The sequence below is a fragment of the Ruegeria sp. AG7 genome (assembly GCF_056541545.1).
In genome coordinates this window covers 61878-75550 of sequence record NZ_JBQFYP010000003.1, presented here as the reverse complement: position 1 = coordinate 75550, position 13673 = coordinate 61878, and the positions used below count along the sequence as shown (strand labels likewise).

Below are 13673 nucleotides of genomic sequence, written 5' to 3'. Positions count from 1 at the left end.
ATGGGCGCTAATCCAGTGTCCGTGGCCCAAGTGGCGGAATGGTAGACGCAGGGGATTCAAAATCCCCCGGTAGTGATACCGTGCCGGTTCGAGTCCGGCCTTGGGTACCAAAGTAAAAACAGGGGGTTAGGGGAACCTGCTTCCTGTTTTTTCTTTTCGGGCTTATTGCGTTCTCGCGCACTTAACTCTCACTTTTCGATCTGGTCTCGTTCTTTTCAGTCCTCTGTTATTAGTCTCATGCTAATACAGGGGCACCGTATACGTCCTGCTGTCGAACCGACCTGAACAGAAAAGGACAGTAAAGTTCCGGAAGACTGATCGGGCGGGTTTTCCTGTGTACCAGAGGGGAAAATTCAAAACTTACGCTCATATATGCGGAATGGAGCAAGTCAGGCTGGCGCTGGCCTTGACATTGAATGTATCTGGATGAACCCTCAAGGGGGTTGGGAGAAACTGGAAAATTCAACAGGTTGCATCTGCTGTGAAGCGGGCCGATTTTTTTTATCGGCACGGACTCATGAGCAGGGTGACTGATTTGAATTCCAACTGCCAGACAAAAAATGTGGGAGTTCTGAAATGAAAAACAGCAGCAAATTGAGCCTCGGCGCGTTTGTAACCGCAGCCATGTTGGCTCCGGCGGCCTATGCCGAAGAGTTCATTACAATTGGTACCGGCGGCGTGACCGGTGTTTATTATCCGACAGGTGGCGCGATCTGCCGTCTGGTGAACAAGGGTCGGAAAGAACACGGTGTGCGCTGCTCGGTCGAATCGACCGGTGGCTCGGTCTACAACATCAACACCATTCGCGAAGGCGAGCTGGAATTCGGTGTTGCCCAGTCCGACTGGCAGTATCACGCGTATAACGGCACCTCGAAATTTGAAGAGGCAGGTCCCTTCGAAAAGCTACGTGCGGTGTTCTCGGTCCACCCCGAGCCATTCACCGTTGTGGCCCGCGCGGATGCCGGTATTTCCAGCTTTGAAGACCTCAAGGGCAAGCGCGTGAACATCGGTAACCCGGGTTCTGGCCAACGTGGCACCATGGATGTGGTTCTGGAAGCGTTGGGCTGGACCGTCGATGATTTCGAATTGGCGTCCGAGCTGAAAGCGGCTGAGCAGTCGGCTGCGCTTTGTGACAACCAACTGGATGCGATGATTTACACCGTGGGTCACCCGTCGGGTTCGATTCAGGAAGCTACGACAGCCTGCGATTCTGTTCTAGTGAACGTCACCGGTGATGCGATTCAGGGTCTGATCGACAACAACTCATACTACCGCACTGCGACTATCCCGGGTGGCATGTACCGGGGTTCGGACAATGACACCACCACCTTTGGCGTGGGCGCGACCTTCGTGACTTCGGCGGATGTGTCGGACGATGCTGTCTATGCGGTTGTAAGCTCGGTCTTTGAGAACTTCGAAGACTTCAAAAAGCTGCACCCGGCATTTGCAAATCTCAAGCCCGAGGAGATGATTTCGGACGGCCTGTCCGCTCCGCTGCATCCGGGCGCCGAAAAGTACTACAAAGAAAAAGGCTGGATTCAGTAAGCCAGACTTTACACGGGGCGTCCTTTTGCGGCGCCCCGGTTCACATCCGGGATAAACCGGGGACAAGAGGGCCAAAGAATCCAAGGCCGCAGGACGGGGAGATTTCACATGAGTTCCGATACACAGGGCAATCGCCCACTCTCGGAGGAAGAGCTTCAGGACCTTGTCGCCTCATCCGATGCAGGGGCGCGAAATCCCGCTGGAAACGTGGGGCTGTTTCTGGCGATTGTTGCCGTTTTGTGGTCGGTATATCAGATCGTTCTGGCCTCTCCCTTGTCGAATTACCTGCTGCCCGGAAGCGTGGTGAATAATTCACGCCAGATCCATCTGGCCTTTGCGATCTTTCTGGCGTTTGCGGCCTATCCGGCGCTGAAATCCAGCCCGCGCAATTATGTCCCTGTTCAGGACTGGGTCATGGGCGTTTTGGGCGCGGGTATCGCGCTGTACGGCTACATCTTCTATGAGAAACTGGTCAATAATGGCCTGCTGGCCGATGACATCGACAAATGGGTGGCTTTGTTGGGGCTGCTGTTGCTGTTTGAGGCCGCGCGCCGCGCACTTGGTCCGGCAATGGCGATCATAGCCACGGTTTTCCTGGCCTATGTGTTCTTTGGATCGTCTTCCTGGGTCCCCGAAGTGATCCAGTGGAAAGGTGCGAGCCTGAAAAAGGCCATGAGCCATATGTGGATCACATCCGAAGGCGTGTTTGGCATCGCTCTGGGTGTTTCCACGAAGTTCGTGTTCCTGTTCGTGCTGTTTGGCGCGCTACTCGATAAGGCCGGGGCAGGGAACTACTTCATAAAAATGGCCTTTGGCGCCCTGGGTCACCTGCGGGGCGGCCCTGCCAAGGCGGCCGTCGTGGGGTCTGCGGCAACCGGCCTGATCTCGGGTTCGTCGATTGCAAACGTTGTTACCACCGGTACGTTCACCATTCCGTTGATGAAGCGCGTTGGCTTTTCCAGCGAACAGGCGGGGTCGGTCGAAGTTGCAAGTTCCGTGAACGGTCAGATCATGCCGCCTGTAATGGGTGCTGCGGCGTTCCTGATGGTGGAATATGTGGGCATCTCATATGTCGAGGTGATCACCCACGCCTTCCTGCCAGCGGCGATTTCTTACATCGCACTGGTCTATATCGTGCATTTGGAAGCGGTAAAACGGAACATGCCGACCTTGGGTGACCGAGACGTGCATCTGGCGCGAACCGTTGTGGGTATGCTGGCCTTCTTCCTGGTGTTTGCAGGACTTTGCTATGGCTCGCAATTCCCGGTTGATGCTGTAACAAGCTTGATTCCGTCCGCGGCGGGCCTTGTGCTGAGCCTGATCGTCTGCGCGGTTTATGTCGGATTGCTTTTTCTGGCGGCACAAGTGCCGGACCTTGAGCCTGACGATCCGAATGCAAAGGAAGTCACGCTGCCGGTTGTCGCAGATATCTACAAGGCAGGTTTGCACCACCTGCTGCCGATCGTCGTTCTGGTTTACTTCCTGATGATCGAACAGAAATCACCGGGGCTGTCGGCCTTCTGGGCAACCGCATTGCTGTTCGTAATCCTGCTGACGCAGAAACCGCTCAAGGCGCTTTTCCGGGGGCAGAGCAATTTAATCAGTACCTTCGTCGACGGTGTCGCTGACCTGTGGCAAGGTCTGATTGACGGCGCGCGGAACATGATCGGTATCGCACTGGCAACTGCAACTGCGGGCGTGATCGTGGGTACCGTGACCTTGACGGGTGTTGGTCAGGTTATGGCTGATCTGGTCGAGTTCCTGTCGGGCGGCAATCTTATCCTGATGCTGATCATGGTTGGCCTGCTGAGCCTGATTCTGGGCATGGGCCTGCCGACCACGGCGAATTATATCGTTGTCAGCTCGTTGATGGCCGGAGTGGTCGTTGAACTGGGGGCGCAGAGCGGACTTATCGTGCCGTTGATTGCCGTGCACCTGTTCGTCTTCTACTTCGGGATCATGGCGGATGTGACGCCACCGGTGGGTCTGGCCAGTTTCGCCGCTGCCGCTGTATCAGGCGGTGATGCAATCAAAACCGGCTTCACAGCATTCTTCTACAGCCTGCGCACCGTGGCACTGCCTTTTGTGTTCATCTTCAACACCGATCTTCTGTTGATTGACGTAACATGGTTCGAAGGAATTACGGTGGCCGTTTTCGCGACCATAGCGATTCTGGTCTTTACGGCGGGTACGATGGGGTATTTCCTGACCCGCAGCCGTATCTATGAAAGTGTCGCGCTCGTTCTGGTGGCATTTGCCCTGTTCCGACCGGACTATTTCATGGATCGCATCTCGCCTCCGTTCGAATCGGTTGAACCCGCTGCATTTGAAGAGACCATTGGTCAGACACCGCCGGGAACGGATGTCCGCCTAGTGGTCGCAGGCCCCGATTACGATACGCTTGAAATGGTGGACACAACCGTTGTTGTTACTGTGGGCGACGAAGAAGGAGGGGCCGCACGGGTCGAGGCGATGGGCCTGCTGCTGGTTCCCGAGGACGGGCTGGTCAAGCTTGACGAGCCGCTGTTCGGCGCGCCAGTGGCCGACGATCTGGCCATCTTTGACTACTATGGCGATGAACCCGTACGACTGACGTCGGTCAGCTTGCCGTCCGACCAGCTGCCCAAGCAGCTGGTGTATATCCCAGCGATGATCCTCTTGGGTCTTATCGCGTTCCTGCAACGCGGCCGTGCCGCCAGACAAGGGGTGCCCGCATGACACGTTCTGTTCTGTGTGCCATTGATATCAGCAATGGCGAGATTGATGCTCCGGTCCTGCAAAAAGCCGCTGCTTTGGCGGATCTGGAAGGGGCACAGTTGGATGTCGTGACTGTGCTGCCCGATTTCGGGGAAAGCTGGGTGTCCGGGTTTTTTGAATCAGGTTTTCACGACAAGGCGTTGGCCGAGGCGCGAGCCAAACTGACGGCGCTGTGCATTTCGGCATTGGGGGCAGAGCGCAATGAAAGCATCCGCCATGTAGTCGCGACAGGCACAGCCTATCAGGAGATCCTGAAAACCGCCGAAAGTGCCGGTTCCGACCTGATTGTGATCGGCGCGCATAGGCCGGATTTCAAAGACTATCTGCTTGGTCCGAATGCAGCGCGTGTGGTGCGGCATTCCAACGTCTCAGTTTATGTGGTTCGCTGACTGATTTTCCAGCGCGCAAAAGATCGTGTCGCCGGTCGTAGAGAAAAGTCGGGTTGGTTCAGTAACCTGTCATCTCAAGATAGCCAACGCCTTTATGGCTGCCGTTTACGGTGACAGGGCCTTCCCAGTATTCGAAACTGGTACCCATCCACGCATCAGGTGTCAGGGCTGAGACCTGAATATCTATGCCCCGATCCGCTAGGTCGACTTGCCAGTGTGTCGGGATATTGCGTCCGGCAACCTCGTCGGTACTCAGCGGCAAAAGGCCGATTGTACCGTTGGGGATGGCCTCAGTACTGCCGTCAGAATTGATCCAGGTGGCCGAGGTGAAATCGCCTCGATCCCCGCGCAGGCGAAAAGCCATCAGCTTATCGCCTCCCTCAAAACTGAGCGAGAACCAATCCCAGCCCCTCTGATCCGCCGCTAAGGGTTGTGAGGACCATTCCCGATCCAGCCACCCCTGACCGGTTACCTGCACCTCGCCATCCGGCAAATGCAGCACGCCTTCGACTGTGTAAAAGGGCTGCGAGTAATAGTAACTTGCCTGTCTATCGGCGGATTTAACCGAATAGCCCGCGTCGCCGTGAAATACCAATGGCCCTTGCGCAGTCAGTGAAAGATCATAGCCGAATTCATCACCATTGGCCGTCAGTGACAGGCTGTCCAAATCCGATCCGGCCATGCGCCATTCGTCAATCCAGGCCTCAAACGGTTGTGCGGTTACACCGGCCTGGCCAATCCCCCCGCGTGATAATCGCTCGGTGAAAAAATGAGCTTTGGGGGTCGTCACGGCAGCATGACCCATCCAAAGTTGCGGGCTTTGCCACCCGTCGCTGTCATAGGGTTTCAGGGCTGACCGGAACAGGGTCCATTGAATGCCATAATCCAGGCCGTCGTCCCCTTGAAGATTGGCGGTCAGATACCACCATTCGATGCGGTAGGCCGGGTGGGGGCCGTGATCCTTTGGGAAATCAAATTCAAACCCGGCTGCCGGCACTTCAAAACCTTCAGCGGTTCCGCCTAGACCTGCATAGCCCTGCGCCCAAAGCGGTATCGGGTAGAGCCACATAAACAGGATTAGTAGGGTCCTAACGTTCATTGGCGAACACTTTCAGCAGATCGGCGGGTGGCAGGCGCAGCATCCGTAGCGCGGGCAGGGCGGCGGCAAGCAGGGCAGCAAGAAGGGTCAGTAGAAACAGCCACAGCCAATCCCAGGGGAAGACGAACATCGGCAGGCGCCAACCAAAAGCCTGAACGTTGATCACCGTCAGCAGAACCCATGCCAGAACAAGCCCAAGTGGCAACGCCAGACAGGCGGTCAATGCCGCCAGCAATAGGCTGCGCAACAGTTCCAGCCCTGCAAGTTGCGCCCTGTTCAGCCCCAGCGCCCAGACCGGTGCGATCTGTGGCAGGCGCTGGGTCCACAGGGTCAGCAGACTGGTGAGAATGGCAAATCCCGCCACGCCGAGGGTCAGCACATTCAAGGCCGAGGTCACGACAAAAGTCTTCTCAAATATCGACAGCGACTGCGCCTTCATTGCAGCTTGCTGTACGACAGCCTGACGTGGAAGGTTGAATCGTTCCCTTAAGGTTTGCGCCATTTCGGTTGCGTTTTCGGGGTTTAGACGAATGCCAAAGCGGCGGGCCTCCGTACCCGGAGCGATCCGGTTCAGTTGGTCCATCGAGACCATGGCTTGCCCGGTCGGATTCCCATAATCCGAATAGACCCCGGCGATGGTCAGGATGTGGTCCGGCGATAAGGCCAAAGCACCGCCGGGCCAGAGATCGGCACGTCGCGCCAGTTGCTCGTTGATCAGAACCGCACGTCCGGCCATGACGTCATCCCATGCATTCGGGCTTGAGGTGATCACTGGCCAGTTCTGCCGATAGACCGGATCATCTACTACACCGTAAAGAAACAAAGGCCCCGTCTCGTGCGACAATTCCACATTTCGGATTGGCAGAATAGCTTCGACCTGAGGGCGCAGCCAGTCGGTAATCTCCTGCCCCTGATCGTCGTCGCTTGCAGTCAGGTAGAGTTCTGACGTCAGGCGCTGGTCAAGCCACCCGACGAATGTCAGCCGGAAGCTGGACACCATCGTGCCTACGCCGACATTCGCTGCCAAAGCCAGTAACAGGGCCATCAGGGCAAGTGACAACCCGGGCAGTTGTGCCCGCATATCTGCCCAGACCCATTGCGTAACAGGGCCCCGCGCCGCGCGGGCGCAGAGTGAAAGCATTACAGACAAAAGCGCAGGCAGCAGCAGCGCTGCACCGGTCAGCAAGCCAGCCAACAGGGCAAACCCGGCGATCAGCCCCCCGAAACTGACATAAGCCAAAACGCCACTCAGGATCATGACCAATCCCAATGCCGCTGCAAGATGGCGCGCGCGGGGGTCGCCCCGCCACGCTTGAACGCCCGGACTTGCCAGCAGGGGCATGCGCGACAGGCGCCATAATGCGTGGCCGCTGGCCAGCAATGTGCCGAAGACTGCCATGGCGATCCCTGCCAAAACCCACTGCAATTGCAGCGTCAGTTGCCCTGTTACTGGTGCGTCGTAAAGGCCACGCAACGTGGCCGCGACATCGGGTAGAAGTGCTCCGGCCAGAAAGAAGCCCAAAAGCAACCCGACGAGCCCACCGATCAGGGCCAGAAAAGTCAGTTCAGCAAGGATCAGCCAGACCAGTAATCGCATCGAGACACCCAGTGCCCGCAGCGAACGGATGATGCCTCTGCGTTGTGCAAAGGCCAGCCCGACCGTGCCGTTCACGATAAAAAGGCCGACCGCAAAGGACAGCAATCCAAAGGCTGACAGGTTCAAATGAAAACTGTCGGTCAGCCGAGCAGTGTCGATCTTTTGTGAAGGGCTGATACGTTCCAGCTCAGGCGTGATCGTGGTTAGGGACTGAAGCCCGCGCGGCTGATCGGGCAGAATAATGAGCCGCGAGATTGCACCGGGCTGATTCAGAAGACGTTCGGCAACGCCGATATCCGTCAGGATCACATCCGGCGGCAGCGCAGAAGTACTGAGAACCGGGGGCAGAGTGTCCTGATCGCGCAACAAGGGCTCCAATTCTGTCGAAACCAGCAGGCGACCCGGAGCAGTCAATATGTCCGCCGGTTCGGGCGGCGCACCGCTTTGCTGGGCCTCGGTAATTGCGGGCAGGGCGGGATAGGCCACCATATCCACGCCCATCAAACGCAACGTACGTCCGGCGACCCGATAAGGGCCTTCCAGTACGGCGGCCACCTGCCACCCCGCGCGACGCAGGTCGACATAACGGGACATGGCGATGAAACCGGCTGGATCGTGCAATTCGTCAAACTGCCCAAGTGCCAGTTGGGCGTTGGCACGGGAATAGCTGGCGCGGGCCTCGGCATTGATGGCCTGTACAGCGGACCACAAACCAGTTGCCAGGGCGATACCGATCAGCAGCGTTGCCAGTTGCAACCAATGCACCCGCCAATGGGACAGCAGGGCCTGGACGACGGCCAATGTCATTGGATGCGCCCACCGCTCAGGCGCAGGTGCGTGTCCAGACGGGCCGCGATTTGCGGGGAATGCGTCACCAGCAGCAAAGCTGCGCCAGTATCAGCCACAAGTGACAGCATCAGGTTCAGCACTTTGGCGCTGGCGGTTTCGTCAAGATTGCCTGTCGGCTCGTCCGCCAGCAACAGTTTCGGGCGCGCGGCCATGGCCCGTCCTATGGCCACCCGCTGCTGCTGGCCGCCCGACAAGCTTTCGGGGTAGCGGTCCAGCAGATCCGAAAGCCCAAGCCGGTCTGCCAATTGCCCGGACCATTGGGCATTTTCGGTACCTGCAAGGCGGGCATGAAAGGACAGGTTTTGCCCCACGGTCAGCGATGGGATCAGGTTGAACTGCTGGAACACAAGCGAAACCTTTCTGCGCCGCAGCTCGGCCCGGCCCGCATCATCCAAAGGGGACAGGGGCGTGCCATCCAGCGTAATCTCGCCTCTGTCGAAACTGTCCAGGGCGGCGGCCAGATTCAGCAAGGTGCTCTTACCGCTGCCGCTTTCACCGGTCAGAGCAAGCGTTTGTCCCTGATCCAGTGTCAGAGACACGTCGCGCAGAACGGGCCGCCCGCCGGGATAAGTCTTTTGAACTCGGTCGATGATCAACAGCATGAAGCGCCCTTTTTTGCACAGGATGTGCGCCGGACTTCCCAACTGTCCAGTGCAGACCTTACTCCGGTTCCTTTCGCCGCAGGCTACCTTATCCGGTGGCGGGGTTGTGCCTTGCGTTTTGAAAGGTCATTGTGCCCTGACAGTTCGTGGCCGAAAATCAGGGTGTAAATACATGACGTTGCTGCATCAGATCGTTTGGGGCAGTACCTTTCTGGGTATTTGCATCCTGATCGAGATTCTCTTTCTGACCTGGTGCACGATGTCCATTATCAAGATGGACAAAAAATGGGTCACACGCGGGGTGTTTGTGGCAACCGCGGGGCCGATTGCCGTTGCCTTGGGCTTCATTATCGCAACGCACACCATTCAGGTCTGGATCTGGGCTATCGTCTGGGTGTTGCTAAATGTTCTGCCGGACTGGAACTCGGCCATCTATTTCTCGTTGGTGACGTTTACGACGCTCGGATACGGCGACATCGTTTTGGGTGAAGGGCTGCGCATTTTCGGCTCGTTTGCTTCGGTCACCGGGCTGTTGGCGTTTGGATTGTCGACCGCGTATCTGGTCGCATTGATGACCCGCGTTTTTCAGGAGAAGTTCTTTTCCTAAAGGATCGGTGCAAACAACCGTGCCAGCGGCGCACCAAAGCGGATGTGGGCCGGTTGTTGACGCAACCTACGGGTCAATTCGAAACTGGTTTCGAAATCTTCTTGTAGCATCTGGTCGACGGCCTGTGCAGCCCGGGCATCAAAGAACAGCGCCATTGCTTCGAAGTTGAGGCGGAAGGATCGGTTGTCGAGGTTTGTTGTTCCAACAGCGGCCAGCGTATCGTCGACAACGAACGCCTTTTGATGCATGAACCCGCCGGTATAGCGGAATACGCGCACGCCACAGTCGCGGATTTCATCGAAATAGGCAAACGCGGCCAGCCATGGCAGGCGATGGTCGATCATGTCAGGAACAAGGATGCGCACATCCACACCGCGCATCGCGGCATGTTGCAGCGCTGTCATGACATCGATGTCGGGTACGAAGTAAGGCGACGCAATCCACAACCGTTCTTTTGCCTCGGCGATTGCTGCAAAAAACATCATGGCGCCAGTTTCGGTTTCGTCTCCGGGTCCGGTCGCGACCAGCAGGGCATTCATGTTCTGTTCGGATTCACTGCCCGCCCAGTCAAGTTCATCAATCAGGTCTTCGTTATGCGCCCAATGCCAATCTTCAGTGAAGATAAGCTGCAATTGCCGGACGACATGACCGGACATCATTATGTGAGTGTCGCGCCAATGACCGAAATGCGGATGTTTGCCCAGATATTCCTCACCAACATTGTGGCCACCGATAAAGCCTGTCTCGCCATCGATAATGACAGTTTTACGATGGTTTCGGTAATTCAGCTGAAACCGGAAATTCGGGCCGCGTTGCTGACGCGGGTCGGCTACATCAATTCCGGCTTCACGCATGGTATCCAGATACGCGCGCGGCAATCCGTAACTGCCGACTGCATCGGTCATGAAACGGACGTGAACCCCACGTTTCGTCGCCTCGATCAGCTTGGATTGCAGTTTGCGGCCCAGTGCGTCGTCTCTGATGATGTAGAACTGAATGAGGATATAGTTCTTGGCCTTGTCGATGGCGTCGAAAATGGCGTCGAATGTGGCTTGCCCGTCAACCAGTAGCCGGGCACCGTTTCCGCTGGACACAGGAAGATGCGCCAGAAACTCGAACGGGCGCGGATTGATGGACATTGAGGAGGGATCGGGCCTTGAGTAATCGGCAAAGGTTTTGATCCCTTCAACAACCCGTTCACTTTTCTGGCGCGCGATGCGATATCCGTGAAAGCGATGGTGTCCCAGAAAAAGATATAACGGCACCGCCAGGAAAGGTGCTGATACCAGAAAGACCACCCACCCAACTGCACCTTGCGGTGTCCGCGCGGTTTGTGCCGCTCGGATCGAAAACACAAATGCAGCCACGTACAACGTGAATACAAAGATAGATACCAGCGCTGTCCACATGGGGTCTTACATCTTTCGGGCCGTTTAGTTTGCCCCAGTGTAGATGCGTGACCAGTCTTGCGCCATATCGACAATGATCCATCCCTTGTCAGAACCCTGATCCAGCCCACCTGCCAGCTTTCCGATCGGGCTTTCGCGGTCATAAGCCCATTCGCGTTCGGCGTCCGTGTGGTGGATCAGAATTCCCAAACGCGGACCATCACCCGACGTTGTCCAATCCAGCATAGCGAAATCTCCGTCCGAGTTGCCTGCGGCCAGAATAGGGCGTCTGCCAATCGTGCGTTCGATATTGATTGGCTTGCCTTCCTTGTCGTCGATGAAGGCTAGCCCCGGTGCCTTGATGATCGTCGGGTTGCCGTCGATCACCTTATAGGTGCTGTCTGCATAGCTCCCCAATATCTGTTCCGGCGGGATACCATAGGCATCCTCGGCAAAGACGCGCATGAAATGAATGCCACCGCCGGATACGATGTAGGTCTTGAAACCTTCGTCACGTAGATAACGCAGCAACTCGACCATCGGCTGATAGGTCATCTGGTCATAACGAAGGCCGGTGTTGGGGTGGCGTTCGGTTTCCAGCCACTGCGCAACAGCTGCCTGAAAGTCTTCGACGCTGGTGCCAGAATGCGATGCGTTGACAACTTCGATCAGCGCCTCATGCCCGCCTTCAAGAACGGTCGCTAGATCACCCTTTGCAGCAGCTTCCAGAGCAGGAGTTGTCAGGATCGACGGGTCCCGCTTGGCCAGATCGGCCAGACGATCCATGGCGAAAAGGAACTGGAAATACACCGGCTGTTCGGCCCAAAGCGTTCCGTCATTGTCGAATACGGCGATCCGATCATCAGGCGTCACGTAATGAGCTGAGGCAGGGTCGGTTACATCGTCAACAAACAAAACGATTTTCGCTTTGGATTCTAGATTGTTCCATGAGGGCAAGGGGTCAGCGATGGCGACCGTCGCTCCTAGCACACTGCACAATATCAAAAATAGACGCACGGATTATTCCTCAATTTTCAACCGCTAATGAGAAGGGCCGGGGCCCCGGTATCGGGACTCCGGCTTTGCTGTGTCTTGGATTAAACAGCCAGGTTCACGGTGCGCCCGGAGGTGACGTCAACTTCTCCATCACTTTGTCGAGGCTGAAGCTCGCCGCTTCCTGTCGGGGTGGGTATTCCTTGAAGGTTTCAAGGAACTGCGCGACATAGGCCTGCGCAGGTACCAGCATGTAGGCACGGTCGAGCATCCAGTCATAGTAGGTGTTCGATGTGCGGTAGCCACGCTCGTACGGGTCGCGTCGCAGGTTGGTGATCAATGGCACGCGCAGAGGGGTCAGTGGCTCCATCCAGGCGCGCAAGGTTGCCCATGCCTTCTGTTCCAGGAAGGTGATTTTCCAATCACCGAAGCGGAGTGCCGCAAGGTCACCATCGTCCGTGAAATAGAAGATTTCCCTGCGCGGACTCTTGTCTGTTTCGCCGGTCAGCAACGGCAAGATGTTGTAGCCATCCAGATGCACGCGATAGTCACGCCCGCCGCCAACTTCGGCCACGGTGACACCTTCCAGAAGATCTTCTTTCACGGTTTCGTTGCCAGCTGCAGCCAGGAATGTCGGTAACCAATCCATATGGTGCACGATCTCGTTCGACACAGCGCCTTCGGTTATCTTGCCGGGCCACCGAACCATGGCAGGTACGCGCCATGCGCCCTCCCATTGGGTATTCTTTTCACCCCAGAACGGGGTCATCGCGGCATCTGGCCAGGTATTCATGTGCGGACCATTGTCGGTCGAGTAAAACACGATGGTTTTGTCGGCGATGCCCAGCTCATCCAGCGCAGTCAGGAAGTCGCCAATATGCATATCATGTTCGATCATGCCAGCCGTATACTCATCTACCTGCTTGCCGACGATTTCATTGGCCTTTGCCCATTTCTCTTCGGAAACATGCGTGCGGAAATGCATCCGGGTGCCTGACCACCAGACGAACCACGGCGTGCCGCTTTCCTCTTGTTTGCGGATGAATTCAATCGCAGCCGCCGCGGTTTCATCGTCGACCGTTTCCATACGCTTCTTGGTCAGCGGGCCGGTATCCTCGATCTCGCCACCCGCTGTCGACTTGATTACACCGCGCGGGCCAAAAGCCTGTCGGAAGGTTCTGCCATCGGGCAGAACAGCATCATTGGGATAGTCGATGTTTTCCGGCTCTTCCTCGGCGTTGAGATGGTAGAGGTTGCCAAAAAATTCGTCAAAACCGTGGTTTGTCGGCAGATGTTCATCCCGGTCGCCCAGGTGGTTTTTTCCGAACTGACCCGTGGCGTAGCCTTCCGCTTTCAGAAGGCCCGCAATGGTCGGGTCTTCGATCTGCATGCCTTCCTCAGCGCCCGGCAGGCCAACTTTGGACAGGCCCGTGCGGAAAACGGATTGCCCCATGATAAAAGATGATCGCCCAGCCGTGCACGACTGTTCACCGTAGTAATCCGTGAACATCATACCTTCTTCGGCGATACGGTCGATATTGGGTGTCTGATACCCCATCAACCCCCGCGTGTAGGCCGAGATGTTGGACTGACCAACATCGTCGCCCCAGATCACAAGGATATTCGGTTTCTGGTCCTGCGCCCAGGCGGGTATGGCCAGTGTCAACGTGGCGGTTACCACGGCAAGTCGGCGCAAGTTACTGCGCCAGGTGCCGGATAGCGAACGTGGAGGTAACATGGTTTGCTCCTGATCTGAGAGGATCTTGGCGACCCCAAAGGAAATGAATCAGCCGGCGTTCAAATGCATGAACAACGCGGCAGCAAAGTGTTGATTCCCATATTGAAAA

At 56.7% G+C, this 13673-nt stretch carries 10 protein-coding genes and 1 tRNA gene; 5 read left to right on the top strand and 6 right to left on the bottom strand.

Annotation, left to right across the window (positions count from 1 at the left end):
• The first annotated feature begins 24 nt into the window (after positions 1-24).
• From ACR0BF_RS05240 to ACR0BF_RS05225, 4 genes are all read left to right on the top strand, one after another.
• Positions 25-110, top strand: a tRNA-Leu gene (locus ACR0BF_RS05240).
• A 466-nt stretch (positions 111-576) separates the two neighbouring features.
• Entirely contained in the window at positions 577-1545 is a 969-nt protein-coding gene (locus ACR0BF_RS05235; protein WP_480472919.1) for a TAXI family TRAP transporter solute-binding subunit, read from the top strand.
• Between the two features lie 108 nt (positions 1546-1653).
• Positions 1654-4263: a TRAP transporter permease gene (locus ACR0BF_RS05230; RefSeq protein WP_480624422.1), complete on the top strand. Its 2610-nt coding sequence runs from the start codon at positions 1654-1656 to the stop codon at positions 4261-4263.
• Positions 4260-4691 carry a universal stress protein gene (locus ACR0BF_RS05225; protein ID WP_480472915.1) on the top strand — a complete coding sequence of 144 codons (432 nt, stop codon included), beginning with the start codon at positions 4260-4262 and terminating at the stop codon, positions 4689-4691. Before ACR0BF_RS05230 ends, ACR0BF_RS05225 begins: the two co-directional genes overlap by 4 nt.
• A gap of 58 nt (positions 4692-4749) precedes the next feature.
• Here ACR0BF_RS05225 and ACR0BF_RS05220 read toward each other — a convergent pair whose 3' ends face one another.
• From ACR0BF_RS05220 to ACR0BF_RS05210, 3 genes are read right to left on the bottom strand one after another with little or no spacing between them, the layout of a single operon-like run.
• On the bottom strand, positions 4750-5790 hold the full coding sequence (locus ACR0BF_RS05220) for a lipocalin-like domain-containing protein (protein ID WP_480624421.1): 1041 nt from the start codon (positions 5788-5790) through the stop codon (positions 4750-4752).
• On the bottom strand, positions 5780-8194 hold the full coding sequence (locus ACR0BF_RS05215; protein WP_480624420.1) for an FtsX-like permease family protein: 2415 nt from the start codon (positions 8192-8194) through the stop codon (positions 5780-5782). The genes ACR0BF_RS05220 and ACR0BF_RS05215 overlap by 11 nt, the downstream gene beginning before the upstream one ends.
• Positions 8191-8838 carry an ABC transporter ATP-binding protein gene (locus ACR0BF_RS05210; protein ID WP_480624419.1) on the bottom strand — a complete coding sequence of 216 codons (648 nt, stop codon included), beginning with the start codon at positions 8836-8838 and terminating at the stop codon, positions 8191-8193. The genes ACR0BF_RS05215 and ACR0BF_RS05210 overlap by 4 nt, the downstream gene beginning before the upstream one ends.
• 172 nt (positions 8839-9010) lie before the next feature.
• Between ACR0BF_RS05210 and ACR0BF_RS05205 the strand changes: the two genes are divergently transcribed.
• On the top strand, positions 9011-9445 hold the full coding sequence (locus tag ACR0BF_RS05205; RefSeq protein ID WP_480472907.1) for an ion channel: 435 nt from the start codon (positions 9011-9013) through the stop codon (positions 9443-9445).
• Here the strand turns inward: ACR0BF_RS05205 and cls are convergent.
• The 3 genes from cls to ACR0BF_RS05190 form a co-directional block, all read right to left on the bottom strand.
• Complete coding sequence (gene cls, locus ACR0BF_RS05200; protein WP_480472905.1) at positions 9442-10854, bottom strand: cardiolipin synthase; 1413 nt, start codon at positions 10852-10854, stop codon at positions 9442-9444. The genes ACR0BF_RS05205 and cls overlap by 4 nt on opposite strands.
• Before the next feature lie 24 nt (positions 10855-10878).
• On the bottom strand, positions 10879-11850 hold the full coding sequence (locus ACR0BF_RS05195) for an HAD family hydrolase (RefSeq protein ID WP_480624418.1): 972 nt from the start codon (positions 11848-11850) through the stop codon (positions 10879-10881).
• Between the two features lie 94 nt (positions 11851-11944).
• Positions 11945-13564 (bottom strand): arylsulfatase, encoded by a 1620-nt coding sequence (locus ACR0BF_RS05190; RefSeq protein ID WP_480624417.1) that lies wholly within the window; start codon positions 13562-13564, stop codon positions 11945-11947.
• Positions 13565-13673 lie beyond the last annotated feature (109 nt).